Here is a 22,337-nt window from a genome sequence, read left to right as displayed (position 1 = left end):
GTTGTATGAGTACGAAGTTAACCGGACGCTCATCTTCCGCCCATACGCACCGGTTACAGTTCTGCGCATGACTCAGTCGCGCCCCAGGATCAGCAAAGCTGTCATCCCAGCTGCAGGTCTCGGCACCCGGTTTCTGCCGGCCACGAAGGCCACTCCCAAAGAGATGCTGCCTGTCGTCGACAAGCCCGCCATCCAGTATGTCGTCGAGGAGGCGGTCACCGCAGGCCTCTCCGACGTACTGATGATCACCGGTCGCAACAAGCGTCCCCTGGAGGACCACTTCGACCGGAACTACGAGCTGGAGTCCGCGCTGACCCGCAAGGGAGACGCCGAACGGCTCTCCAAGGTCCAGGAGTCCAGCGACCTGGCCACCATGCACTACGTCCGCCAGGGCGACCCGCGGGGCCTCGGTCACGCAGTCCTGTGTGCCGCACCGCACGTCGGCGACCAGCCCTTCGCCGTCCTCCTCGGCGACGACCTGATCGACCCGCGCGACCCGCTGCTCGCCCGCATGGTCGAGATCCAGGAGCGCGAGGGCGGCAGCGTCGTCGCCCTCATGGAGGTCGACCCGGCGCAGATCCACCTGTACGGCTGCGCGGCCACCGAGCCCACCGGCGACGGCGACGTCGTACGGGTCACCGGCCTGGTGGAGAAGCCCGACCGCGCCGACGCCCCCAGCAACCTCGCCATCATCGGCCGCTACGTGCTGGACCCGGCGATCTTCGACATACTGCGCCACACCGAGCCGGGCCGGGGCGGCGAGATCCAGCTCACCGACGCACTCCAGCTGCTGGCCGAGGACGAGAAGGTCGGCGGCCCGGTGCACGGTGTCGTCTTCAAGGGCCGCCGCTACGACACCGGTGACCGCGGCGACTATCTGCGTGCCATTGTCAGACTCGCGTGCGAACGTGAGGACCTGGGCCCGGACTTCCGGACCTGGCTGCGCAGTTACGTCACCGAGGAGTTGTAACAGCTTGAGCAGCACGATCTGGTCGGTGGACGAGCACCTGTCCGACATCCTCGCCGCGGTGAGGCCGCTCGAACCCATCGAGCTGCAGCTGCCCGACGCCCAGGGCTGTGTCCTGACCGAGGACGTCATGGTCGAGGTCGCCCTGCCGCCCTTCGACAACAGCTCGATGGACGGATACGCCGTCCGGATCTCCGACATCGAGGGCGCCAGCGAGGAGTTCCCCGCCGTCCTCACCGTCGTCGGCGATGTCGCGGCGGGCGACGGCGGGCTGGCCGACGGCCGGTCGGTCGGCCCCGGTGAGGCCGCCCGCATCATGACCGGAGCCCCGTTGCCCGCGGGCGCCGAGGCCGTCGTCCCGGTCGAGTGGACCGACGGCGGCACGGGCGAGGGCCCGGCCGACGCCATGCGTGCCCACAGCGACGCCCCGGAGGGGGCGAGCGGCGAGGTCCGGGTCCACCGCCCCGCCGAGGCCGGGGCCCATGTCCGGGCCCGGGGGAGCGATGTCCAGCCCGGGGACCTGGCGCTGCGCGCCGGCTCGGTCGTCGGGCCTCCGCAGATCGGGCTGCTCGCCGCGATCGGCCGCTCGACGGTGAAGGTCCGGCCCCGTCCGCGTGTCGTCGTGCTCTCCACCGGCAGCGAGCTCGTGCAGCCGGGCGAGGAGCTGACCGGCGGCAGGATCTACGACTCCAACAGCTTCGCCCTGACGGCCGCCGCCCGGGAAGCCGGAGCCATCGCGTACCGCGTTCCCGCGGTGGCCGACGACGCGGAGACACTGCGCGCCACGATCGAGGACCAGCTGATCCGCGCCGACATCGTCGTCACCACCGGCGGCGTGAGCGTGGGCGCGTACGACGTGGTCAAGGAGGCGCTGTCCTTCGTGGGTGACGAGGACGAGCCCGGCAGCGGCATCGACTTCCGGAAGCTCGCCATGCAGCCGGGCAAGCCGCAGGGCTTCGGTGCGATCGGCCCCGACCACACGCCGCTGCTGGCGCTGCCCGGCAATCCGGTGTCCTCGTACGTCTCCTTCGAGCTGTTCGTCCGTCCGGCCATCCGGGCACTGATGGGTCTCGACGACGTCCACCGCCCGACGGCCACGGCCACGCTGGACATCGACACGGCGCTCACCTCGCCGGCCGGCAAGCGGCAGTTCCTGCGGGGGACGTACGACGCGGAGGCGGGCACCGTCACCCCGGTCGGCGGACCCGGATCCCACCTGATCGCCGCCCTCGCCCAGGCTGACGCGCTGATCGTGCTGCCCGAGGACGTCACCTCCGCCGAGCCCGGCGCGGAGACCCAGGTGATCCTCCTCCGCTGACTTCGGCGCGGTGGCGGTACGGTATCTGGCGCTGTGTCTTACCGGGGGGAAGCCCCTCGGGCGCCCGGCCCGTACTCCGGTGCGGCCGGGCGGGCAACCGGCGCCCTACCGCTAGGCGGAGTGAGTTGAGTACGCAGAACAGGCTGACGCACATCGACGAGGCGGGCGCGGCCCGCATGGTCGATGTGTCGGAGAAGGACGTCACGGCCCGCGTCGCCCGGGCGAGTGGCCGGGTCCTCGTGTCCCCGCGCGTCGTCGAACTCCTCAGAGGCGAAGGGGTTCCCAAGGGAGACGCCCTCGCCACGGCGCGCATCGCCGGGATCATGGGCGCCAAGCGCACCCCGGACCTCATCCCGTTGTGCCATCCGCTGGCCGTCTCCGGCGTCGAGGTCGACCTGAGCGTCGCCGACGACGCGGTGGAGATCGTGGCGACGGTGAAGACGACGGACCGCACCGGGGTCGAGATGGAGGCCCTGACGGCCGTCTCGGTCGCCGCCCTCACGGTGATCGACATGATCAAGGCGGTCGACAAGAGCGCCGTGATCACGGACGTCCGGGTCGAGGCGAAGTCGGGCGGCAAGTCCGGCGACTACCGGCGCCCCGCACCGGAGGGCGACCCCCTGCGCCCCGCACCGGAGGGGGCGGAGGCATGACCGTGCCCGACAGTGAGGCGGTGCCCGGCGGGGCCCTGACCGCCCCGTACGCGGCCCTCGTCGTGACCGCTTCCAACCGCGCCTCGGCCGGTGTCTACCCCGACCGGGGCGGACCGCTGGTCGCCGAAGGGCTCGCCGCTCTCGGGTTCGCCGTCGACGGCCCGCAGGTCGTCCCCGACGGCGACCCCGTGGAGGCGGCTCTGCGGGCCGGTGCGGCGGCCGGCTACGACGTGATCGTCACCACCGGAGGTACGGGTGTCTCGCCCACCGACCGGACCCCTGAGGCCACCCTCCGTGTCATCGACCGGGAGATCCCCGGCATCGCCGAGGCGATCCGGGCCGAGGGCCGGGACGAGGTGCCCACGGCCGCGCTCTCCCGCGGCCTCGCCGGCATCGCGGGCGGCACCCTCATCGTTAACCTGCCCGGCTCCACCGGCGGCGTACGCGACGGGCTCGCGGTCCTGGGCAGGCTTCTGGTGCACGCCGTCGACCAACTGCGCGGCGGCGACCACCCCCGGCCGGGGAGCCCGAGCTGAACGTCCCGACCTGGCCGGTGATCCTGACCGACGGCGCGATCACCCTCCGCCCGATAAAGCTGCGTGACCAGCGCGTGTGGCGCGAGGTCAACCGCCGCAACCGTGACTGGCTGCGGCCCTGGGAGGCGACCGTCCCGCCGCCCGCCCCCGGCGGCCCCGTGGCCCGGCGTCCGACCTACCGCCAGATGGTCCGTCACCTGCGCGCAGAGGCGAACGCGGGCCGCATGCTGCCCTTCGCCATCGAGTACGAGGGCCGTCTCGTCGGGCAGTTGACGGTGGCCGGGATCACCTGGGGCTCGATGTGCTCGGGGCATGTCGGCTACTGGGTCGACCAGGGTGTGGCGGGCCGCGGCGTCATGCCCACAGCCGTGGCGCTCGCCGTCGACCACTGTTTCCGTACCGTCGGGCTGCACCGGATCGAGGTGTGCATCAGGCCCGAGAACGGCCCCAGCCGAAGGGTCGTGGAGAAACTCGGATTCCGCGAGGAGGGATTGCGTCCACGCTATCTCCACATCGACGGCGCGTGGCGGGACCACCTGATCTTCGCCCTGACCGCGGAGGAAGTGCCCGACGGACTGCACCGGCGCTGGCGCAGGGCGCGGCCGGGTGCGCCGCGCACGCCAGGGGAAATGAAATAAGTGTTCGAAATTGATCGCTCTGCGACCGTTGGTGAACCCACTCGCATCGGGTGCTGTTCCGAAGATTCGCAAAAAAAGTCCGTGATATCAGCCTGATCGTGCGACACACCGGGCCAATTGGCGGATGCTGCCGTGCAAACCCCTCTACGGTGTGAGCGTGAGCAGTAGCGGCCTCATCTACGCAGTCATCGTCGGTGCCTGGGCCGCCTACCTGGTGCCGATGTGGCTCCGCAGGCAGGACGAGCTCAATGAAGCCCGACCGACGGAACGCTTCAGCACCGCCATCCGGCTGCTGTCCGGACGGGCGGCCATGGAGCGCCGGTACGCCAAGGAGCTGCAGGAGCGCGATGCCGGGGAGGCGCCTGGCGACGTGGACCCGGATGCCGTCACGGACCGATTGGATTCCGTCGACGTCCGGGCCTTTTCCGCGCCCCCGGCACACACCGAAGCCCGGTTGAACGACCCGGCGCAGGACGCTCCCGAGCGTCCGGCCTCCGGTCGTGCGGCCGCGGAGCAGGCGCGCCCGGCACCCGTCCGGCGCCCGCGCACCGCCGGCGTGGAGAGTGAGCGTGAGCGGCGGGCCCAGCGCACCAAGGTTCTGGCGCGCCGCCGGCGCACGACCACGGTCCTGTTCATGGCGTTCACGCTCGGCGCGATCGTCGCGGCCGTCGGCGGTCTCCGCTTCCTGTGGGCGCCCGCCGTCCCGGCCGTGCTCCTGAGCTCGTACATCGTGCATCTCCGCGCCCAGGAGCGCCGCCGGTTCGTCTTCACCATGGACCGGCGCAGGGCCGAGGTCGCCGCGCAGCGGCTCCGCGAGAACCGGCCCCGACGGCACCAGCCCGCGGCGACGGCTCCCGCCGAGCCCGACGAGGAGCCCGAAGCGCGTCACCCCGCACCCACCCCGACGGTCTCCCCGCAGGAGGCCGGGCGCCGCGCTCTCGTCGAGCAGACGGACCACGCGGAGTGGGTCGACCAGCAGCGCGAGCGCGGTCCGGCCCAGGGCGACAGCTGGGAGCCGGTCCCGGTCCCGCTGCCGACCTATGTCACCGCCCCCGTCGCCCCGCGTGCCACGGGCGGGGTGGAGGTCGGCGACCCGGAGACCTGGAGCGCGGCCCGCTCCAGCACGGCCGAACCCACGGGCACCTCGCACCCCGTCGTACCCGAGGCGGACCCCGCGCCGCGCCGCCGCGGCGACCAGCCCCGGCGCACCCGCGACCGCGGCCGGACCCCGCTCTTCGACCAGTACGACGACGAGGACCGGCCCCGCGCGGCCAACGAGTGAGACCCGTGGGATCCCTGCGGGAGGCCGACTTGCCTGACCTGCGGGATACGGATTTCCGAGCACCCCGTCGAGGGTGCTAAAGTTTCACTCGTTGCAAGGGCCTGTGGCGCAGTCTGGTAGCGCACCTCGTTCGCATCGAGGGGGTCTGGGGTTCAAATCCCCACAGGTCCACCGCACAGCGAGATCCCGGTCAGACGGTCACCGTCTGACCGGGATTTTGTCGTTCGAGCTGCTGCCTGTGTGAAAGCCGGGCCGCCGGGACCGGGCTCGCGGTGCCTCCGCGACGCGCTGTGGGTGGCCGAGTGGCGCCGGAAGCGCCTTCCAGGCGTACCTGACAAGGGCGGGAGTAACGCCAACGGGTGCGTGCTGCCTGCGGGGTGGCCACCGGCTGAAGCACGAGATGAACCTCGCCCCTCGCCGTCTTCGCGTCAGCGCCTGAGCGGAGGAACGGACCATGGTAGACCTCGGCGCCAAGGACTGGGCCGATGAGCTCGAACCGCGTGACGCCGGCTACACCGTCGTCCGGGCCGGAGCGCGCGAGCACACCGAGTGGGGGTCCGGCGTGGGCCGATGCGGCACGGAACCGGGGTCTCATGCACCTGGCGTCCGCCTGGCCGGCGTGGGCGTGGGGCGACCGGTTCCTGGACATCGGTACCGGGATCCCCACCGCGCCGAATCCCCATCAGGTCGTCCAGGCCGTCACACCCGGGGCCCGGGTCGTCTACGCGGACAACGACCCCGCCGTCCTGCGTCACGCGGAGGCTCTGCTGATCAGCAGCCCCGAGGGTGCGATCGACTACATCCACGCGGACGTACGGCAGCCGGAGGCGATCCTCGAACGTGCCGCGGGGTTCCTGTACTTCGGCCGACCGGTGGTGCTGTCGCTCATCGCGCTGACCATCACCCGGAGCTCCGGCCGGAGACCGAGTCCGCGTACAGGAAGGGGCCGGCCTACGAGGGCTGTCCCAGCGGCTTGGCCATGCAGATGCTGCTCTCGTACAGCCGGTAATGGCCGAACTTCGTGCAGGGCGTGTAGCCGCTGGAGGCGTACAGCGCGATAGCCTCGGGCTGCTTGTTGCCGGTCTCCAGGACCATGCGGGTGCGGCCTGCGGCCCGGGCGTCGGCCTCCAGGGCGGCGAGGATGCGGCGGGCCAGGCCCAGGCCGCGGCCCGCGGGTATCACGAACATCCGCTTGATCTCGGCGTCGCCGTCGGAGTAGCCCTCGTCGTTCCGGTCCTGGGTGCGCCAGCCGCCGGTGGCCACCGGCTGGTTCCGGTCGTCGTAGGCGAGCAGGTACAGTCCGCGCGGCGGATCGAACATGGCGGGGTCGAGCGGCGTCATGTCGCCCCCCTCGCCGTAGCGCTCGGCGTACACGAGCTGCACCTCGTCGTTGAGTTTGACGGCATCGGGGTGGTCGAAAGGCCGAGGCTGGATAATCATGCGAGTCATGGTACAGGTATGCACTAGTGTGTCTCGGTACTGTACGGGGATGCTGACTGTTACCACAGTAAATGTGAACGGGCTCCGTGCCGCCGCGAAGAAGGGTTTCGTCGAGTGGCTGGAGCAGACCGAGGCCGACGCGGTCTGCCTCCAGGAGGTCCGTGCCGAAGCGCAGCAGCTCCCCGAAGAGCTGCGCGAGCTCGACGGATGGCACACCACCTACGCCCCGGCCGCGGCCAAGGGGCGCGCGGGAGTCGCCGTGTACACGCGGCACGCGCCGGAGCGTGTGCAGATCGGGTTCGGTGGATTCGAGGTTCCGGGGTGTGAGGAATTCGACACCTCCGGCCGCTACGTCGAGGTGGATCTGCCGGGTGTGACGGTCGCCAGCCTGTACCTGCCCTCCGGCGAGGTCGGTACCGAGAAGCAGGAGGAGAAGGAACGCTTCATGGCGGCCTTCCTTCCCTATCTCCAGGGGCTGAAGAAGCGGGCGGCCGCCGAGGGGCGCGAGGTCGTCGTCTGCGGTGACTGGAACATCGCTCACCGGGAGGCCGACATCAAGAACTGGAGGGCCAACAGGAAGAGCTCCGGCTTCCTCCCCGAGGAGCGGGAGTGGCTGAGCCGGGTGTTCGACGAGGCGGCGTACGTGGACGTCGTCCGTGCGCAGCACCCGGACGAGGAGGGGCCGTACTCCTGGTGGTCCTACCGCGGGCGGGCCTTCGACAACGACGCGGGCTGGCGCATCGACTACCAGATCGCGACGCCCGGACTGGCCGGCCGGGCCGTGAAGGCGTGGGTGGAGCGCGCCGCCACGCATGGTGAGCGGTGGAGCGACCACGCGCCCGTGACGGTCACGTACGAGCGCTGAGGCAGGCGGGGCCCGGCCCTTCCCCAGGTGTGTGGTGAGGCGCGTGGCGGGCCCGTGCCCCGGTGCGCGTTTCCAGGGCTACGGCGCGGGACGGGGCGTGTCCTCGGCGCGTAGCTTCCGGTCCATGGCCATGGACAGCTCCGCGTCCACCACCGCGTGGGCCAGCGTGCGCAGTTGGTCCGGATCGGTGTCCTCGGCGTGGGCGTGCAGGACGCGCACGAAGAGTCCGGCGAGGGCGTCGGCGTGCTCACGGACCAGGCGGCCGGAGGAGAGCACCGCGGAGAGCGGCACCCCTTCCCGCACCAGCTCCGCCGACACATCCAGCAGGCGGCGGCTGATGTGCACGATCTCGTCGCCGTCGACGGCGAGATAGCCCAGTTCCAGGGCGGCGGCGAGATTCTCCGCCGTGGCCTGGTCCCCGAAGTAGTCCGCGAGCTGCTCGGGAGAGAGCCGGACCGGGGTCTCCTCGGTCGGCTCGCCCAGGCCCAGCACCTCGGCGACATCGCGGCCGCTGTCGAAGGTGGCGGCGAGGTCGGCGATGCCGTTGAGCGTGTGGCCGCGGTCCAGCAGGCCCGTGATGGTGCGCAGCCGCGCCAGATGGTGGTCGTCGTACCAGGCGATGCGGCCCTCACGGCGCGGTGGCTGGATCAGCCCGCGCTCCCGGTAGAAGCGCAGGGTGCGCACGGTGATGCCGGCCTCCCCGGCCAGCTCCTCCATGCGGTATTCGCGGTGCTCGCGTCCTTCGGCCACACCCGCACCCTATGTTGTACCGCCGGTAACTTTCCTTGCCCAGGCCCCTACCCATCAGTACGGAGCTGTTCTACCCTCCCAACAACGCCAGTGATTGCTGGCAGAGTCGCGTACGTACCGCGGGGAGGCGGCAGCATGGCCCAGCACGAGCACGTACGAGTGGCGGTGATCGGATCCGGATTCGGGGGCCTCGGGGCCGCGGTCCGGTTGCGCCGCGAAGGCATCACCGACTTCCTGATCCTCGAACGGGCCGGATCCGTCGGTGGCACCTGGCGCGACAACAGCTATCCGGGCTGTGCCTGCGACGTACCGTCCCACCTCTACTCCTTCTCGTTCGCGCCCAATCCGGACTGGCCCCGCACCTTCTCCGGGCAGGAGCACATCCGCGCCTACCTGGAGCACGTGGCCGACACCTTCGGGCTGCGCCCGCACCTCCGGCTCGGCCATGAGGTCACGCTCATGCGCTGGGACAACGAACGGCTGTACTGGGTGATCGAGTCGGCGAACGGCACCACGGTCACGGCCGACGTCGTCGTCTCCGCGACCGGACCGCTCTCCGACCCGAAGCTGCCCGACATACCCGGGCTCGCCGACTTCCCCGGCAAAGTCTTCCACTCGGCGCAGTGGGACCCGGACCACGATCTGACCGGCAAGCGCGTCGCCGTGATCGGGACCGGTGCCTCCGCCATCCAGATCGTGCCGGAGATCCAGCCCCGGGTGGCCTCGCTCACGCTTTTCCAGCGGACACCGCCCTGGGTGATGCCGCGCATGGACCGTGCCATCAGCCGCGCCGAGAAGTGGCTGCACCGCACGCTCCCCTTCACCGGCACCGCACGCCGCGGACTGCTCTGGGGCATCCGGGAGCTGCAGGTCGGGGCCTTCACCAAGCACCCCGACCAGCTCGGCCTCGTCGAGCGGATAGCCAGGGCCAACATGGCCCGGGCGGTCAAGGACCCGCAGCTGCGGGCCAAGCTGACCCCCTCGTACCGCATCGGGTGCAAGCGCATCCTGCTCTCCAACACCTACTACCCGACGCTGGCCCGGCCGAATGTGGACGTCGTCGCCTCCGGCCTGGCGGAGGTGCGGGGCTCGACCCTGGTCGCCTCGGACGGTACGGAGACCGAGGCCGACGTCATCGTCCTCGGTACCGGCTTCCACGTGACGGACATGCCGATCGCGACCCGGGTCGTCGGCGCGGAGGGCATCACGCTCGCCGAGTCCTGGAAGGACGGCATGCAGGCGCTGCGCGGTGCGACGGCGGCGGGCTTCCCCAACTGGATGACGATCATCGGCCCCAACACGGGGCTCGGTAACTCCTCCATGATCCTGATGATCGAGTCACAGCTGAACTACATGGCCGACTTCATGCGCCAGCTGAACGTCCTGGGCGGACGCGCGGCGCTCGATGCCCGGCCCTCCGCCGTCGGCGCGTGGAACCGGCACGTCCAGGAACGGATGAAGCGGACCGTGTGGAACACCGGCGGCTGCACCAGCTGGTACCTGGACGACGAGGGGCGCAACACCACGGTCTGGCCGGGGACCACGGGTGCATTCCGGCGGGCCACACGCACCGTCGACCTCGGGGAGTACGAGGTCGTCCGGGCGCCCGCCGTCAGCACGCAGGAGAAGTCCCTCACCGAGGAGATCGCCGGATGAGCCGACTGCCGCACCGCGCGGACACCCCGCCCGTGCCCGTACGCGAACTGACCGTCCTGTCCGCCGACGGTTCGTCCGTCCACGTCGAGCTGCACGGGCCCGACGGCGCCCCCGCCGTGGTCCTGGCGCACGGCTGGACCTGCAGCACCCGCTTCTGGGCCGCCCAGATACGCGACCTGGCGGTCGACCACCGGGTCGTCGTCTACGACCAGCGGGGACACGGCCTCTCCCCGGAGGCCGCGGGACCGGACGGATACAGCACGCGTGCGCTGGCCGACGACCTCGAAGCGGTGCTGAGGGCCACCCTCGCGCCGGGACAGAAGGCGGTGCTCGGTGGGCACTCCATGGGCGGGATGACGCTGATGGCCGCGGCCGGCCGGACCGCCGTGCGCGAGCACGGGGCGGCCGTCCTGCTGTGCAGCACGGGCAGTTCGCGGCTGACCGCCGAATCGCGGGTGCTGCCGATGCGGGCCGGTGCCCTCCGTACGCGGCTGACCGGGAGGATACTCGGTGCTCCGGCACCGCTCGGGCCGGTCAACGGGATATCGAAGGCGATACTCAAGTACGCGACGATGGGCCGCGGTTCGTCCCCGGATCGGGTGGACGCCTGTGCCAGGATCGTGCACGCGTGCCCCCGCAGGGCTCGCGTCGCCTGGAGTCGTGTGCTCGCGGAACTGGACCTGGAGGCACGGCTGCGGGAGCTGCGGCTGCCGACCGCCGTCATCGCGGGCACGGAGGACCGGCTGACGCCGGCCGTGCACGCACGCGCCATCGAGGCGGCACTGCCCTTGAGCCTCGGGCTCACGGAGCTGACCGGAATAGGCCACATGACGCCGGTCGAGGCGCCCGAGGTGGTCACCGCGAAACTCCGGGAACTGGTGGCCGCGTACGTCACTGTGGACAGCGCGGCGCAGGCCGTGAGCGAGGAGGAGGTCGCATGAGCGCCAGACGGAGTCTCGAAGGACAGGTCGTCGTCGTCACGGGCGCGGCACGCGGTGTGGGTGAGCTGCTGGCCCGCAAGCTGTCGGCGCGCGGGGCCAAGCTCGCGCTGGTCGGTCTGGAACCCGACGAGCTGAAGAAGGTCTCGGAACGGCTGCACGCGGAGAGCGACCACTGGCACGCGGACGTCACCGACCACGAGGCCATGGCCCGGGTCGCCCGCGAGGTCAAGGAACGCTTCGGGAAGGTCGACGTCGTCGTCGCCAACGCCGGGGTCGCCTCCGGCGGGCCGTTCGTGGACTCCGATCCCGTCGCCTGGCGGCGGGTCATCGAGGTCAACCTGATCGGTGGCGCGGTGACGGGGCGGGCGTTCCTGCCGGTGCTCATGGAGAGCCGCGGATACTTCCTCCAGATAGCGTCGCTGGCCGCGATCACCCCGGCGCCGATGATGAGCGCGTACTGCGCGTCGAAGTCGGGCGTGGAGGCCTTCGCGCACAGCCTGCGCGCGGAGGTCGGCTACCGGGGGGTGAAGGTCGGGGTCGGCTATCTGTCCTGGACCGACACCGACATGGTGCGCGGTGCCGACGAGGACGCCGTCATGCGGGAGTTGCGGCAGCGGCTGCCGTGGCCGACGAACCGTACGTATCCGCTGGGTCCGGCGGTGGACCGGATCGTGGCAGGGATCGAGCGGCGGTCCGCGCATGTGTACGCCCAGTGGTGGCTGCGTGGCATGCAGTCGGTCCGGGGTTACCTGCCGATGCTGATCGGGGCCGTCGGGCAGCGCGAGATGGAGCGGTTCGGGCTGCGGCTCGAAGGCGTGAGCAAGGGGCTCGTGGGGGCCGGCGGCGCGGCGGACCAGGAGGAGCGGACGCGTCACGAATGATCGAAATGCGGTGAATGTTCGGGTGTGTAAGTCTGAGCGAGGCCCTTACGGGGCCGCCCCCACGCACCCACATAGGAGTGAACAGCATGGGCATCGCAGACCAGTTCAAGGACAAGGCGCAGGAGCTCGCCGACCAGGCCAAGCAGAAGAAGCCGGGTGAGCGGCGGGACGAGGCGCGGGAGCGTTCGTCCGGTGCCTCGGACGAGCGTTCGGAGCGTCGCGGCTCGGAGCGTCCGCAGCGCTCGGAGCAGGCCGGGGTGCGGGAGCGGGCGCAGGACACGGCGGACCGTGCGCGTGAGCGGTTCGATCGCTGACGCGTCTGCGTTGTGAGGGGCGCATCCGGGGGACCGGGTGCGCCCCCCTTTGCGTGGGCTCGGGTCCGCCCGGGCCTGGTCCTCAATCGCCGGACGGGCTGGGGATTGCCCTCAAGCGCCGGGCGGGCTGGGTGGGGTGCGGCCCGTGTCGCCCGTGCCGTGGGGTGCCCTCAAGCGCCGGGCGGGCTTGAGGGGATGGGCTGGGCCGGGCCGCCGGGTGCTTTCAAGCGCCGGGCGGGCTTGGAGGGGTGCGGCCCGTGTGGGCGGGTGCGGGGCTTGTGCCGGGGTTTACCTCGGGGGGAGCGGGGGGCGGCGGAGGGTCGGGGCTGTGGCGTAGGTGGGGGGTGTGGCCGCGGGGTGGTCCCTCAGGAGGTCCAGGGCCACCCGGACCGCGTCGTCCAGGACCGCGTGGCGGCCCTCCGCCCAGTCCAGGGGGGTGCGCAGCGCCTCGACGTCGGGCTCGACGCCGTGGTTCTCGACGGACCAGCCGTACGTGTCGAACCAGGCCGCGTTCATCGGCACCGTGATCACCGTCCCGTCACCGAGCCTGTGACGTCCGGTCATGCCGACCACGCCGCCCCAGGTGCGCTGGCCCACCACCGGCCCCAGTTTCAGCAGCCGGAAGGCGGCCGTGATCATGTCGCCGTCGGAGGACGTGGCCTCGTCCGCCAGGGCGACCACCGGGCCCCGGGGTGCGTTGGACGCGTAGCTGACCGCCTGTGCGTTGCGGGTCAGGTCCCAGCCGAGGATCGTGCGGGTGAGCTTCTCGACGACCAGTTCGCTGATGTGGCCGCCCGCGTTGCCCCGTACGTCCACGATCAGGGCCGGGCGCGACACCTCCAGCCGCAGGTCGCGGTTGAACTGGGCCCAGCCCGAGCCACCCATGTCCGGGATGTGCAGATACCCGCACTTGCCGCCGCTCAGGTCCCGTACGACCTCGCGGCGCTTGGCCACCCAGTCCTGGTAGCGCAGCGGCCGTTCGTCGACCAGGGGGACGATCGCGATGCGGCGGGAACGGCCGCCGCCCTCGCCCCCGGCCGGGCGGAACGTCAGCTCGACCGTCGTGCCGCCCGCTGCCGTCAGCAGCGGGTACGGCCCCGCCACCGGGTCGACCGGCCGGCCGTCGACATGCGTGAGGACGGCGCCCTCCCGGATGCCCGTACCGGCGAGCGGTGAACGGGCCTTGGAGTCCGAGGAGTCACCGGGCAGGATCCGCCGTACCGTCCAGTCGCCGTCCCGGCACACCAGGTTCGCGCCCAGCAGCCCGATCGCCCGCTGGTAGTGCGGCGGCCCCTCGTTGCGGCGGGCGGGCGAGACGTACGCGTGGGAGGTGCCCAGCTCGCCCACCACCTCGCGCAGCAGATCCGCGAACTCGTCGGGTGAGGCGACCCGTTCGACCAGGGGCCGGTACTGGGCGAGCACGCCGTCCCAGTCGATGCCGCACATGTCCGGTTCCCAGAAGTAGGACCGGATGATGCGCCCCGCCTCCCCGTAGGCCTGGCGCCATTCGGCCGCCGGGTCCACGTCGTGCAGGATGCGGCGCAGGTCGAGATAGACCGTGGAGTCGTTGTCGCCGGCCTCGTTGGACGGTACGGCGCGCAGCTCGCCGTCGTCCATGACGACCAGCCGGGTCCTGTCCCCGCTGACCGCGAACCAGTCGAGGTGGTCGACCAGTTCGGTCTTCCGGGCCTTGGCGATGTTGAAGTGCTCCAGCGTGGGCCGGCCCGACATGTCCGCCGGGTTGGCGAACGTCTCGCCCAGCGCACCGGAGATCGGCCAGCGCAGCCAGACGAGACCGCCGCCGCCGACCGGTTGCAGCGCCGAGTACTTCGACGCCGAGACGGGGAACGGCGTCACCCGGCTCTCCAGACCCTCGAACTCCACCGTGACCGTCGGCCCTTCGACGGTGCCTTCGGGGATGTCCACCGGGTCCAGCCCGCCCGCCGCGGGCCGGCCGTCGGGGAGCAGGGCGAACGGTGAAGGGGTGGCCGAGGAGAGCGGGACCAGGTACGGGCGGCAGCCCAGGGGGAAGGAGAGGTCGCCGGTGTGGACGTCGTACACCGGGTCGAAGCCGCGCCAGGACAGGAAGGCCAGGTAGCGGCCGTCCCCGGTGAAGACGGGGTTCTCGTCCTCGAAGCGGCCGTTGGTGACATCCACTATCACCGGGGCGCCGGGGCCGGTGATCCTGGCCAGCTTGATCTGCCGCAGCGACCGGCCGATGCCCGGGTGCGACCAGGTCAGCCAGGCGCCGTCCGGCGAGAACGCCAGATCTCGGACCGGGCCGTTGAGCGAGCGGATCAGCTCGGTGACCACGTCGTCCGGCTCGGAGGCGGAGGCGGGAGCAGGAGCCTCCGTCGGGGCGGAGGCGTCGGAGGCGACGGAGGCGGCGGAGACGTCCGCCGGATCCGGGAGGGCGGCCAGGTCCGGGGCCCGGCCCCGCGTGGTGTCCAGCAGCAGCAACCGGCCGTCGTTCGACGCGACGGCCAGTCGTTCGCCCTCCGGGTCCGAGGTGATCTCCTGGACCCTGCCCAGCCGGCCGGAGGCCAGCCTGCGCGGCTCGCGGTCGCCGCTGGCCCGGGGAAGGTAGGCGATCTCGATCGCGTCGTCGCCGTCCGCGTCGGTGACGTACGCGACCTGGCCGCTGCTGCCGAGCATCTCCGGCAGCCGGACCCGCACCCCCGGGGTGTCGGTGATCGTGCGGGCGGGCCCGTCGCGGTGCGTGAGCCAGTACAGGCTGCCGCGTACGGAGACCGCGCTCGCCCGGCCCGTCTCGTCCACGGACAGCGAGTCGACATGGCTCGACGCCGGTACCTGGTAGGTGCGCCGGCCCGTGCGCGGTCCGCCGAGCCGTACCTCCAGCTTCCGGGGCACGGCGTCCGGCGACTCCAGGTCGTCGACCAGCCACAGATCGCCCGCGCACTGGTAGACGACCCTGCCGCCGTCGCTGGACGCGTTACGGGCGTAGAACGCGTCGTGGTCGGTGTGGCGGCGCAGATCGCCGCCGTCCATCAGGCACGAGTACAGGTTGCCGACGCCCTGGTGGTCGGAGAGGAAGGCGATGCGCCGGCCGACGAACATCGGCGCGTCCAGATGCCCGCCGATGTCCGGCAGCAGCCGCTCGCCGTGCAGCCACAGCCGCCCGGTCGCCCCGCCCCGGTAGCGCTTCCACGCCGACGGCTCGTGCGGCGGCGTACCCGTGAGCAGCAGGGTGCGCCGCTCCCCGTCGATGTCCGCGACGGCGATGTCGGAGACCGGCCCCCAGGGCAGCTTGCCGCCGGGGCTGCCGTCGGTGGGGACGCTGTAGGCCCACGAGAAGTACGAGAACGGCTGGTTGTGCGAGGACACGGCGAGGATCTGGGAGCTGTCGCCGGGGTCGGGGCTCCACCCGCAGACCCTGGTGTCCGTCGAGCCCCAGTACGTGAGTCTGCGGGCGGGGCCCCCGTCGACAGGGGCCAGGTGGATCTCTGGATCGAGCGTGCGCCAGGTCGTGTAGGCGATACGGCTGCCGTCGGGCGAGAAGCGCGGATGACTGACCCGGGTCCGGTCGACAGTCACCCGCCAGGCACGGCCGGGCCGCTGCCCCGCCGCGGCGAGAGGAGCGACCCAGAGGTCGTCCTCGGCCGCGAAGCAGAGCAAGTCCTTGTGGAGGTGCGGGAAACGGAGATACGCGACGTCGTCACTCACCCTCCAATGCTTTCCGCGCGAAGGGCCTCCGGCAACTTGTGTCGCACGACACAAGCGAAACAGTTTCGTTTCGCTGGGGGAGGGGGGTAGCTTCGAAGTGTACGAAACGGTTTCGTTCGCTTAGTGGATCATCGGCTCGCCCGCCGGGCCGGCCGACCACTGACGTACGATCCAGCAGGCGCAAGGGAACAGGAGGTCGACACATGGCACGCAGCCGGCTCACGCCAGAACGTGAGAACGAGCTGTACGCCGCTGTGCTCGACCTGCTCGGCGAGGTCGGCTACGAAGCCCTGACCATGGACGCCGTTGCCGCCCGCACCCGTTCCAGCAAGGCCACCCTCTACCGCCAGTGGGGGAGCAAGCCCGAGCTGGTCGTCAGGGCACTCCGGAACAACAAGCCGGTCCACCTTGCCGAGATCGACACCGGTTCGCTGCGCGGTGACGTCCAAGCCGTGCTCACCCGCACCGACGACTGCCAGATGGAGAAGAACTCCGCGCTGTTGCGGGGTCTGAGCCATGCCGTCCACGACAACCCCGATCTGTTCCAGGCGCTGCGTGAGCTGCTGATCGAGCCGGAGATGACCGGTCTCGGGGCGTTGCTCCAGCGGGCCGTGGACCGGGGTGAGGTGCGTCCGGACAATCCGGCGCTCCCCTATGTACCGCACATGATGATCGGCGCCTTCGCCGCTCGGGAGCTGGTCGAGGACCGACCGGTCGACCAGGCGTTCCTCGTCGACTACGTGGAAGCCGTGGTGTTCCCCGCCCTCGGCGTCTGACGTCCCCGCTCGCCCCGCGTTTCGCACCACCTCTCCCCGACGCCCCACCTGACACGCCGCTCTCGTCGTCGGGCTGGTTCCTCACGCCCTTTTCCACTCCACGACCTGACCGGGAGTACTCCTCCGTGGCCACATTCCTTTACAAGCTGGGGCGACTCGCCTTCCGGCGCCGCCGCTATGTCGCCCTCGTCTGGGTGGCACTGCTGGCGCTCGCCGGATTCGGCGCCGCGTCCGCGTCCACCGCCACCTCCAGCTCCTTCTCGATTCCCGGCACGGAGGCCCAGAGGGCCTTCGACCTGCTGGAAGAACGTTTCCCCGGAGGCAGCGCCGACGGCGCGACCGCCCGGGTCGTCTTCAAGGCCCCCGAGGGCCAGAAGGTCACCGACGCCGGCAACAAGGCCGAGGTCGGCAAGATCGTGGACGAGCTGGAGTCCGGCTCGGACCAGATCGCCTCCGTCGCCGACCCGTACAAGGCGGACGCCGTCAGCGAGAACGGTTCGACGGCGTACATCTCCGTCTCCTACGAGGTCAGCTCGATGGAGCTGACCGACGGGACGCGGCAGGCGCTGGAGGAGGCGGGCGAGTCCGCGCAGGACAGCGGGATGACCGTGGAGATCGGCGGTGACGCGCTCCAGGCGATGCCGGAGACCGGTGCCACCGAGATCATCGGGATCGCGGTCGCCGCGGTCGTGCTGGTCATCACCTTCGGTTCGCTGATCGCCGCGGGGTTGCCGCTGCTGACCGCGATCGTCGGCGTCGGAATCGGCGTGTCACTGATCACGGCCCTGGCCAACGTGCTCGACCTGGGCACCACCACCTCCACGCTCGCCATGATGATCGGCCTCGCGGTCGGCATCGACTACGCGCTCTTCATCGTCTCCCGCTACCGTGCCGAACTGGCCGAGGGCAGGGAACGCGAGGAAGCGGCCGGGCGGGCCGTGGGCACGGCCGGATCCGCGGTCGTCTTCGCCGGTCTGACCGTGGTCATCGCGCTCGTCGGGCTCGCCGTCGTCAACATCCCGATGCTGACGAAGATGGGCGCCGCCGCGGCCGGCACGGTCGCTATCGCCGTCCTCATCGCGCTCACCCTCGTCCCCGCACTGCTGGGCTTCGCGGGCAAGCGGGTCATGGGGCGCAAGGCGCGCAAGGCCGCCCAGGAGGAGAACAAGCCCGAGGCGAAGCCGAACATGGGCACCCGCTGGGCACGGTTCGTGCTGCGCAAGCCGGTGTGGGTGCTGCTGGCCGGAGTGATCGGCCTCGGTGTCATCGCCGTACCGGCCGCCTCGCTGGAGATGGGTCTGCCGGACGACGGCTCCCAGCCGAAGAGCACCACGCAGCGCCAGGCCTACGACCTGCTGTCCGACGGTTTCGGACCCGGGTTCAACGGTCCGCTGCTGGTCGTCGTGGACACCAAGAGCAGCTCGGACGGCAAGACGGCCGTCGAGCAGGTCTCCCAGGAGATCGAGGGCATCGGCCACGTCGCCGCCGTCAGCCCGGCCACCTTCAACAAGGCCGGCGACGCCGCGACCATCACGGTCGTCCCCGAGGACCGGCCGAGCTCCGTCGAGACGGAGGACGTCGTACACGCGATCCGTGACGCCGGCGCCGACATCAGGAGCGACACGGGTGCCGAGGTGCTGGTCACCGGTGCCACGGCGATGAACATCGACTTCTCCGAGAAGATGAACGCCGCGCTGCTGCCCTACCTGGCGCTCGTCGTCGGCCTGGCCTTCCTGCTCCTGATGGTGGTCTTCCGGTCGCTGCTGGTGCCGCTGAAGGCGGCCCTCGGCTTCCTGCTCTCGGTCGCCGCGGCCCTGGGCGCGGTCGTCGCGGTCTTCCAGTGGGGCTGGCTCGCCTCGCTCTTCGGGATCGAGCAGACCGGTCCGATCATGAGCATGATGCCGATCTTCATGGTCGGTGTGGTCTTCGGTCTCGCGATGGACTACGAGGTCTTCCTGGTCACCCGGATGCGTGAGGCGTACGTCCACGGGGAGACGCCTGGCCAGGCGATCGTCACCGGCTTCGAGCACGGGGCCCGCGTGGTCACGGCCGCCGCGGTGATCATGATGGCGGTCTTCGCGGGCTTCATCGGCTCCGGCGAATCGATGATCAAGATGATCGGCTTCTCGCTGGCCATCGCGGTCTTCTTCGACGCCTTCGTGGTCCGGATGGCCATCGTGCCCGCCGTGCTCGCCCTGCTCGGCAAGCGTGCCTGGTGGCTGCCGCGCCGGCTCGACCGTGCGCTGCCCAACGTGGACGTGGAGGGTGAGGGCCTGCGTACGGAGCCCGCCGCAGGCGGTCCCGCGGACGGCGAGCGCGAGCTGAGCCGCGTCTGACCCGCGGCTCGACCCGAGCCGCGCCTGCTCCGGGTTCCGCGTCCGAGCGGAACGTGGCCCCGGTGCGCCGGTTACCTGTGGGGACGGGGGGCCGGAGCGACAGAGAGCCCCCGTGCACGCGGCACGGGGGCTCTCGTCATGCGCGGGTGGCGGACGCGGCCGAGGCGGGCTCCGCCCTGGTGGCGGTCCGGGTCTCCTCCCGTACGCGGCGCAGGAAGCGGATCAGCGGCGCGATGTCGAACTGGAACACGGCCACGCCGTCCGGTGAGTGCAGCTCCACGACCAGCTGGGCCCGGCCGCAGGGCCAGACCCGTATGTCGCCGCGGCTGACGGGGGAGCGCAGTCCCTTCTCCAGGAGGTCACGGCCGAAGGCCCAGTCGACACCGCCGGGCAGCCCGAGGTGGACGGTCTGCGGTTCGCCGGGGTCGTGGCGCAGCTCCACGGGGATCAGCCGCGGGTCGGGTCCGTCCGTGATGAGCCGCGCTCGGGCGTGTTCCTGGATCACGAGGGGCATGGGCCGGCTCCTTCTGTGTGAACTCCTCCGCCCATCCAATGTCGCATATGTTCACATTTGGGCGCGTTGAGAGGAGAAAGCAGTTGGGTTGGCTGCGCTCTTGCGAAGGCTTCGCAACAAGGCACTATCATTGAGCGGTTGCCGACCGCCCGCAGAAACGCCCCGAAGCGGAGCCACTCCATGCATGTACCCGACGGATTCATCAACGCACCCGTCTCCGCCGTCGCAGGAGTCGTCGCCGCGGGTGCGGTCGCCGTCTCCCTCCGGGGTGCCAGGCGGGAACTGGATGAGCGCACCGCGCCGCTCGCCGGTCTCGTCGCCGCGTTCGTCTTCGCCGTGCAGATGCTGAACTTCCCGGTCGCCGCCGGCACCAGCGGCCATCTCCTGGGCGGGGCGCTGGCGGCGATCCTGGTCGGGCCCTACACCGGGGTGCTCTGCATAGCCGTCGTCCTGCTGATGCAGGGCATCCTCTTCGCCGACGGCGGCCTCACCGCGCTCGGCGTGAACATCTCCGTGATGGGCGTCGTCACCGTCGTCGTCGCGTACGCCCTCTTCCGCGGGCTCGTCCGTGTGCTGCCCGGCGGCCGACGCTCGACCACCGCGGCGGCCTTCGTGGCCGCGCTGGTCTCCGTACCGGCAGCCGCCGTCGCCTTCACCCTGCTCTACGCCGTCGGCGGGACCACCGACGTACCCATCGGCAAGGTTCTCACCGCGATGGTCGGCGTCCACGTCCTGATCGGCGTGGGCGAGGCGGCGATCACCGCGCTGACCGTCGGTGCCGTCATCGCGGTGCGTCCCGACCTCGTCCACGGTGCACGCGGCCTCGCCGCCCCGCTCAAGCTCCGTGTCGACGGCGAGCTCGTCGACGCCCCGGCCGCCGCCCCCGCCCCCGCCGCCCCGCGTTCCACGCGCAAGGTCTGGGCGACCGGGCTGGTCACGGCACTCGTCCTCGCGGGCTTCGTCTCCTTCTACGCTTCCGCGAACCCCGACGGCCTGGAGAAGGTCGCCGCCGACAAGGGCATCGACGAGAAGGTCGAGGAGCACGGCGCGGCCGACTCCCCGCTCGCCGACTACGGCGTCAAGGACGTCGAGAACACCCGGATCTCCGGTGGTCTCGCCGGAGTGATCGGTGTCGGCGTCACCGTGGCCGTCGGAAGCGGTGTCTTCCGGGCCGTGCGCAGGCGCCGGACGCCCCAGGAGCCCGTCACCACCGGAACCAGGTCCCACTGACATGGGATCCGGCCACGCGCACAAGCTCTACCGGCACGGTCACTCCCCGGTCCACGACCTGCCGCCGCACTGCAAGCTCGTCGCGGTCCTCTGCTTCGTCGTGGTCGTCGTCTCCACACCGCGCGAGGCCGTCTGGGCCTTCGCGCTGTACGCCGCGCTGCTCGCCGCGGTCGCCGCAGCGGCCCGGATCCCCGTCGGCTTCCTGCTGAAGCGGCTGGTCATCGAGGTGCCGTTCGTGGCGTTCGCGGTGCTCATGCCGTTCGTCGTGCCCGGCGAGCAGACCGAGATCCTCGGTGTCTCCGTCAGCGTCCCCGGGCTCTGGGGCGCCTGGAACGTCCTCGCCAAGGGCACCCTCGGCGTGGCCGCCTCGGTCGTCCTGGCCTCCACCACCGAGCTGCGTTCCCTGCTGCTCGGCCTCCAGCGGATCGGGCTCCCGCCGCTCCTCGTCCAGATAGCGTCGTTCATGATCCGCTACGGCGACGTGATCACCGACGAGCTGCGCCGGATGTCGATCGCCCGCCGCTCCCGCGGATTCGAGGCGCGCGGTATACGGCACTGGGGTGTCCTCGCGAAGACGATGGGCGCCCTGTTCATCCGCTCCTACGAGCGCGGCGAACGTGTCCACCTCGCCATGGTCAGCCGCGGTTACACCGGCACCATGCCGGTGATCGACGAGGTGACCGCCTCCCGCACCCAGTGGGCGTACGCGTCCGTGCTCCCCGTGCTCGCCCTCGTCGTATGTCTGCTGGGATGGACCGTATGAGCCTGCCCACCGCCCCCGCGCCGTCCCTCGAGGTCAGCGGCCTCGCCTACGCCTATCCGGACGGTCACCAGGCCCTGTTCGGCGTCGACCTGACCGTGGCCCGCGGCGAACGGGTCGCCGTCCTCGGCCCCAACGGGGCGGGCAAGACCACCCTCGTCCTGCACCTCAACGGCATCCTCGACGCGGGCGCCGGCACCGTCCGGGTCGCCGGGCTGCCGGTGGAGAAGCGCCACCTGGCCGAGATCCGGCGCCGGGTCGGCATCGTCTTCCAGGACCCCGACGACCAGCTCTTCATGCCGACCGTCCGCGAGGACGTCGCCTTCGGGCCCGCCGCGGCCGGACTGCGCGGCCCCGAGCTGGAGGAACGGGTCATGACCGCGCTCAAGCAGGTCGGCATGGAGGCGTACGCGACCCGGCCCCCGCACCACCTCTCCTTCGGCCAGCGCCGCCGGGTCGCCGTCGCCACCGTCCTCGCCATGGAGCCGGAGATCCTCGTCCTGGACGAGCCCTCCTCCAACCTGGACCCGGCGTCCCGCCGCGAACTGGCCGACATCCTGCGCTCCCTGGACGTCACCGTGCTGATGGTCACCCACGACCTGCCGTACGCCCTCGAACTCTGCCCACGCGCCGTGATCCTCAGCGACGGGGTGATCGCCGCCGACGACCGTACCCAGGACCTCCTCTGCAACGGCGAACTGATGCGCGAACACCGGCTGGAGCTGCCCTTCGGCTTCGACCCGCGTTCCGTCGTCGTGCCGCTCACGTGAACAGACCCGACCCGCCCCCCGCCCGG

The 22,337-nt window shown here is 71.2% G+C and carries 20 protein-coding genes, 1 tRNA gene and 1 pseudogene; 18 read left to right on the top strand and 4 right to left on the bottom strand.

The window, feature by feature from the left end; genetic code table 11:
* Window positions 1-67 precede the first annotated feature (67 nt).
* The 8 genes and pseudogenes from galU to ACFWVP_RS14075 form a co-directional block, all read left to right on the top strand.
* Window positions 68-970 carry a UTP--glucose-1-phosphate uridylyltransferase GalU gene (gene galU / locus ACFWVP_RS14110; RefSeq protein ID WP_384496469.1) on the top strand — a complete coding sequence of 301 codons (903 nt, stop codon included), beginning with the start codon at window positions 68-70 and terminating at the stop codon, window positions 968-970.
* Between the two features lie 4 nt (window positions 971-974).
* A complete protein-coding gene (glp, locus tag ACFWVP_RS14105; protein ID WP_384496467.1) occupies window positions 975-2,285 on the top strand; it encodes a gephyrin-like molybdotransferase Glp in 1,311 nt (436 codons plus the stop codon).
* A gap of 125 nt (window positions 2,286-2,410) precedes the next feature.
* A complete protein-coding gene (moaC, locus tag ACFWVP_RS14100; protein WP_384496466.1) occupies window positions 2,411-2,938 on the top strand; it encodes a cyclic pyranopterin monophosphate synthase MoaC in 528 nt (175 codons plus the stop codon).
* Window positions 2,935-3,474 (top strand): molybdenum cofactor biosynthesis protein B, encoded by a 540-nt coding sequence (locus ACFWVP_RS14095; RefSeq protein WP_384496464.1) that lies wholly within the window; start codon window positions 2,935-2,937, stop codon window positions 3,472-3,474. Before moaC ends, ACFWVP_RS14095 begins: the two co-directional genes overlap by 4 nt.
* A gap of 17 nt (window positions 3,475-3,491) precedes the next feature.
* Complete coding sequence (locus tag ACFWVP_RS14090; protein WP_384496462.1) at window positions 3,492-4,112, top strand: GNAT family N-acetyltransferase; 621 nt, start codon at window positions 3,492-3,494, stop codon at window positions 4,110-4,112.
* Between the two features lie 124 nt (window positions 4,113-4,236).
* Window positions 4,237-5,394: a gephyrin-like molybdotransferase receptor GlpR gene (gene glpR / locus ACFWVP_RS14085; RefSeq protein WP_384496460.1), complete on the top strand. Its 1,158-nt coding sequence runs from the start codon at window positions 4,237-4,239 to the stop codon at window positions 5,392-5,394.
* A gap of 97 nt (window positions 5,395-5,491) precedes the next feature.
* Window positions 5,492-5,565: transfer RNA gene (locus ACFWVP_RS14080), tRNA-Ala, on the top strand.
* A gap of 389 nt (window positions 5,566-5,954) precedes the next feature.
* Window positions 5,955-6,340 (top strand): annotated as a pseudogene (locus ACFWVP_RS14075) (SAM-dependent methyltransferase); the annotation flags it as partial.
* Window positions 6,341-6,345: 5 nt separating this feature from the next.
* On the opposite strand, the gene ACFWVP_RS14070 reads toward ACFWVP_RS14075, so the two are convergent.
* The gene (locus tag ACFWVP_RS14070) at window positions 6,346-6,834 is read right to left on the bottom strand and encodes a GNAT family N-acetyltransferase (RefSeq protein ID WP_384496459.1); all 489 of its coding nucleotides are present in this window, start codon (window positions 6,832-6,834) and stop codon (window positions 6,346-6,348) included.
* A 49-nt stretch (window positions 6,835-6,883) separates the two neighbouring features.
* On the opposite strand from ACFWVP_RS14070, the gene ACFWVP_RS14065 reads away from it, so the two are divergent.
* Window positions 6,884-7,699: an exodeoxyribonuclease III gene (locus ACFWVP_RS14065; RefSeq protein WP_384496457.1), complete on the top strand. Its 816-nt coding sequence runs from the start codon at window positions 6,884-6,886 to the stop codon at window positions 7,697-7,699.
* Window positions 7,700-7,777: 78 nt separating this feature from the next.
* Here ACFWVP_RS14065 and ACFWVP_RS14060 read toward each other — a convergent pair whose 3' ends face one another.
* Window positions 7,778-8,416, bottom strand: coding sequence for a MerR family transcriptional regulator (locus ACFWVP_RS14060; protein WP_384496543.1), 639 nt, complete (start codon window positions 8,414-8,416; stop codon window positions 7,778-7,780).
* 168 nt (window positions 8,417-8,584) lie between these two features.
* Here ACFWVP_RS14060 and ACFWVP_RS14055 point away from each other — a divergent pair, with 168 nt between their 5' ends.
* The 4 genes from ACFWVP_RS14055 to ACFWVP_RS14040 all read left to right on the top strand — a co-directional run bounded on the left by ACFWVP_RS14055 (window position 8,585) and on the right by ACFWVP_RS14040 (window position 12,241).
* Window positions 8,585-10,105, top strand: coding sequence for a flavin-containing monooxygenase (locus ACFWVP_RS14055; protein WP_384496455.1), 1,521 nt, complete (start codon window positions 8,585-8,587; stop codon window positions 10,103-10,105).
* Window positions 10,102-11,046: an alpha/beta fold hydrolase gene (locus ACFWVP_RS14050; RefSeq protein WP_384496453.1), complete on the top strand. Its 945-nt coding sequence runs from the start codon at window positions 10,102-10,104 to the stop codon at window positions 11,044-11,046. The genes ACFWVP_RS14055 and ACFWVP_RS14050 overlap by 4 nt, the downstream gene beginning before the upstream one ends.
* On the top strand, window positions 11,043-11,927 hold the full coding sequence (locus ACFWVP_RS14045) for an SDR family oxidoreductase (protein WP_384496451.1): 885 nt from the start codon (window positions 11,043-11,045) through the stop codon (window positions 11,925-11,927). Before ACFWVP_RS14050 ends, ACFWVP_RS14045 begins: the two co-directional genes overlap by 4 nt.
* An 86-nt stretch (window positions 11,928-12,013) precedes the next feature.
* Entirely contained in the window at window positions 12,014-12,241 is a 228-nt protein-coding gene (locus ACFWVP_RS14040; RefSeq protein ID WP_384496450.1) for a hypothetical protein, read from the top strand.
* A 288-nt stretch (window positions 12,242-12,529) separates the two neighbouring features.
* Here the strand turns inward: ACFWVP_RS14040 and ACFWVP_RS14035 are convergent, their stop codons facing one another.
* Entirely contained in the window at window positions 12,530-15,925 is a 3,396-nt protein-coding gene (locus ACFWVP_RS14035; RefSeq protein ID WP_384496448.1) for a S41 family peptidase, read from the bottom strand.
* 203 nt (window positions 15,926-16,128) lie between these two features.
* On the opposite strand from ACFWVP_RS14035, the gene ACFWVP_RS14030 reads away from it, so the two are divergent.
* Together ACFWVP_RS14030 and ACFWVP_RS14025 are read left to right on the top strand one after the other, a co-directional pair.
* Complete coding sequence (locus tag ACFWVP_RS14030) at window positions 16,129-16,701, top strand: TetR/AcrR family transcriptional regulator (protein ID WP_384496446.1); 573 nt, start codon at window positions 16,129-16,131, stop codon at window positions 16,699-16,701.
* Between the two features lie 125 nt (window positions 16,702-16,826).
* Complete coding sequence (locus tag ACFWVP_RS14025; RefSeq protein WP_384496445.1) at window positions 16,827-19,037, top strand: MMPL family transporter; 2,211 nt, start codon at window positions 16,827-16,829, stop codon at window positions 19,035-19,037.
* 136 nt (window positions 19,038-19,173) lie between these two features.
* Here ACFWVP_RS14025 and ACFWVP_RS14020 read toward each other — a convergent pair whose 3' ends face one another.
* The gene (locus tag ACFWVP_RS14020) at window positions 19,174-19,551 is read right to left on the bottom strand and encodes an SsgA family sporulation/cell division regulator (protein ID WP_384496443.1); all 378 of its coding nucleotides are present in this window, start codon (window positions 19,549-19,551) and stop codon (window positions 19,174-19,176) included.
* Window positions 19,552-19,731: 180 nt separating this feature from the next.
* Here ACFWVP_RS14020 and ACFWVP_RS14015 point away from each other — a divergent pair, with 180 nt between their 5' ends.
* Genes ACFWVP_RS14015 through ACFWVP_RS14005 form a run of 3 tightly spaced genes read left to right on the top strand, consistent with a single transcriptional unit; the run spans window position 19,732 to window position 22,311 of the window.
* Window positions 19,732-20,781, top strand: a complete 1,050-nt coding sequence (locus ACFWVP_RS14015) for an energy-coupling factor ABC transporter permease (RefSeq protein WP_384496441.1) — start codon at window positions 19,732-19,734, stop codon at window positions 20,779-20,781.
* Window position 20,782: 1 nt separating this feature from the next.
* Window positions 20,783-21,544, top strand: coding sequence for a cobalt ECF transporter T component CbiQ (gene cbiQ, locus ACFWVP_RS14010; protein WP_384496439.1), 762 nt, complete (start codon window positions 20,783-20,785; stop codon window positions 21,542-21,544).
* Window positions 21,541-22,311 carry an energy-coupling factor ABC transporter ATP-binding protein gene (locus tag ACFWVP_RS14005; RefSeq protein ID WP_384496438.1) on the top strand — a complete coding sequence of 257 codons (771 nt, stop codon included), beginning with the start codon at window positions 21,541-21,543 and terminating at the stop codon, window positions 22,309-22,311. The genes cbiQ and ACFWVP_RS14005 overlap by 4 nt, the downstream gene beginning before the upstream one ends.
* Window positions 22,312-22,337: the final 26 nt, after the last annotated feature.

Source organism: Streptomyces sp. NPDC058637, assembly GCF_042717325.1.
In the GTDB taxonomy this organism is placed as follows: Bacteria; Actinomycetota; Actinomycetes; order Streptomycetales; family Streptomycetaceae; genus Streptomyces.
The sequence above is the reverse complement of the archived record's forward strand: the minus strand, read 5'-3'. Positions and strand labels throughout refer to the sequence as shown.

Coding starts and splice junctions, on each gene's coding strand:
- galU (WP_384496469.1), top strand. CDS start 68: ATGACTCAGTCGCGCCCCAGGATCAGCAAAGCTGTCATCCCAGCTGCA.
- ACFWVP_RS14095 (WP_384496464.1), top strand. CDS start 2,935: ATGACCGTGCCCGACAGTGAGGCGGTGCCCGGCGGGGCCCTGACCGCC.
- glpR (WP_384496460.1), top strand. CDS start 4,237: ATGCTGCCGTGCAAACCCCTCTACGGTGTGAGCGTGAGCAGTAGCGGC.
- ACFWVP_RS14070 (WP_384496459.1), bottom strand. CDS start 6,834: ATGATTATCCAGCCTCGGCCTTTCGACCACCCCGATGCCGTCAAACTC.
- ACFWVP_RS14065 (WP_384496457.1), top strand. CDS start 6,884: ATGCTGACTGTTACCACAGTAAATGTGAACGGGCTCCGTGCCGCCGCG.
- ACFWVP_RS14060 (WP_384496543.1), bottom strand. CDS start 8,416: ATGGAGGAGCTGGCCGGGGAGGCCGGCATCACCGTGCGCACCCTGCGC.
- ACFWVP_RS14055 (WP_384496455.1), top strand. CDS start 8,585: ATGGCCCAGCACGAGCACGTACGAGTGGCGGTGATCGGATCCGGATTC.
- ACFWVP_RS14050 (WP_384496453.1), top strand. CDS start 10,102: ATGAGCCGACTGCCGCACCGCGCGGACACCCCGCCCGTGCCCGTACGC.
- ACFWVP_RS14045 (WP_384496451.1), top strand. CDS start 11,043: ATGAGCGCCAGACGGAGTCTCGAAGGACAGGTCGTCGTCGTCACGGGC.
- ACFWVP_RS14040 (WP_384496450.1), top strand. CDS start 12,014: ATGGGCATCGCAGACCAGTTCAAGGACAAGGCGCAGGAGCTCGCCGAC.
- ACFWVP_RS14030 (WP_384496446.1), top strand. CDS start 16,129: ATGGCACGCAGCCGGCTCACGCCAGAACGTGAGAACGAGCTGTACGCC.
- ACFWVP_RS14020 (WP_384496443.1), bottom strand. CDS start 19,551: ATGCCCCTCGTGATCCAGGAACACGCCCGAGCGCGGCTCATCACGGAC.
- ACFWVP_RS14015 (WP_384496441.1), top strand. CDS start 19,732: ATGCATGTACCCGACGGATTCATCAACGCACCCGTCTCCGCCGTCGCA.
- cbiQ (WP_384496439.1), top strand. CDS start 20,783: ATGGGATCCGGCCACGCGCACAAGCTCTACCGGCACGGTCACTCCCCG.
- ACFWVP_RS14005 (WP_384496438.1), top strand. CDS start 21,541: ATGAGCCTGCCCACCGCCCCCGCGCCGTCCCTCGAGGTCAGCGGCCTC.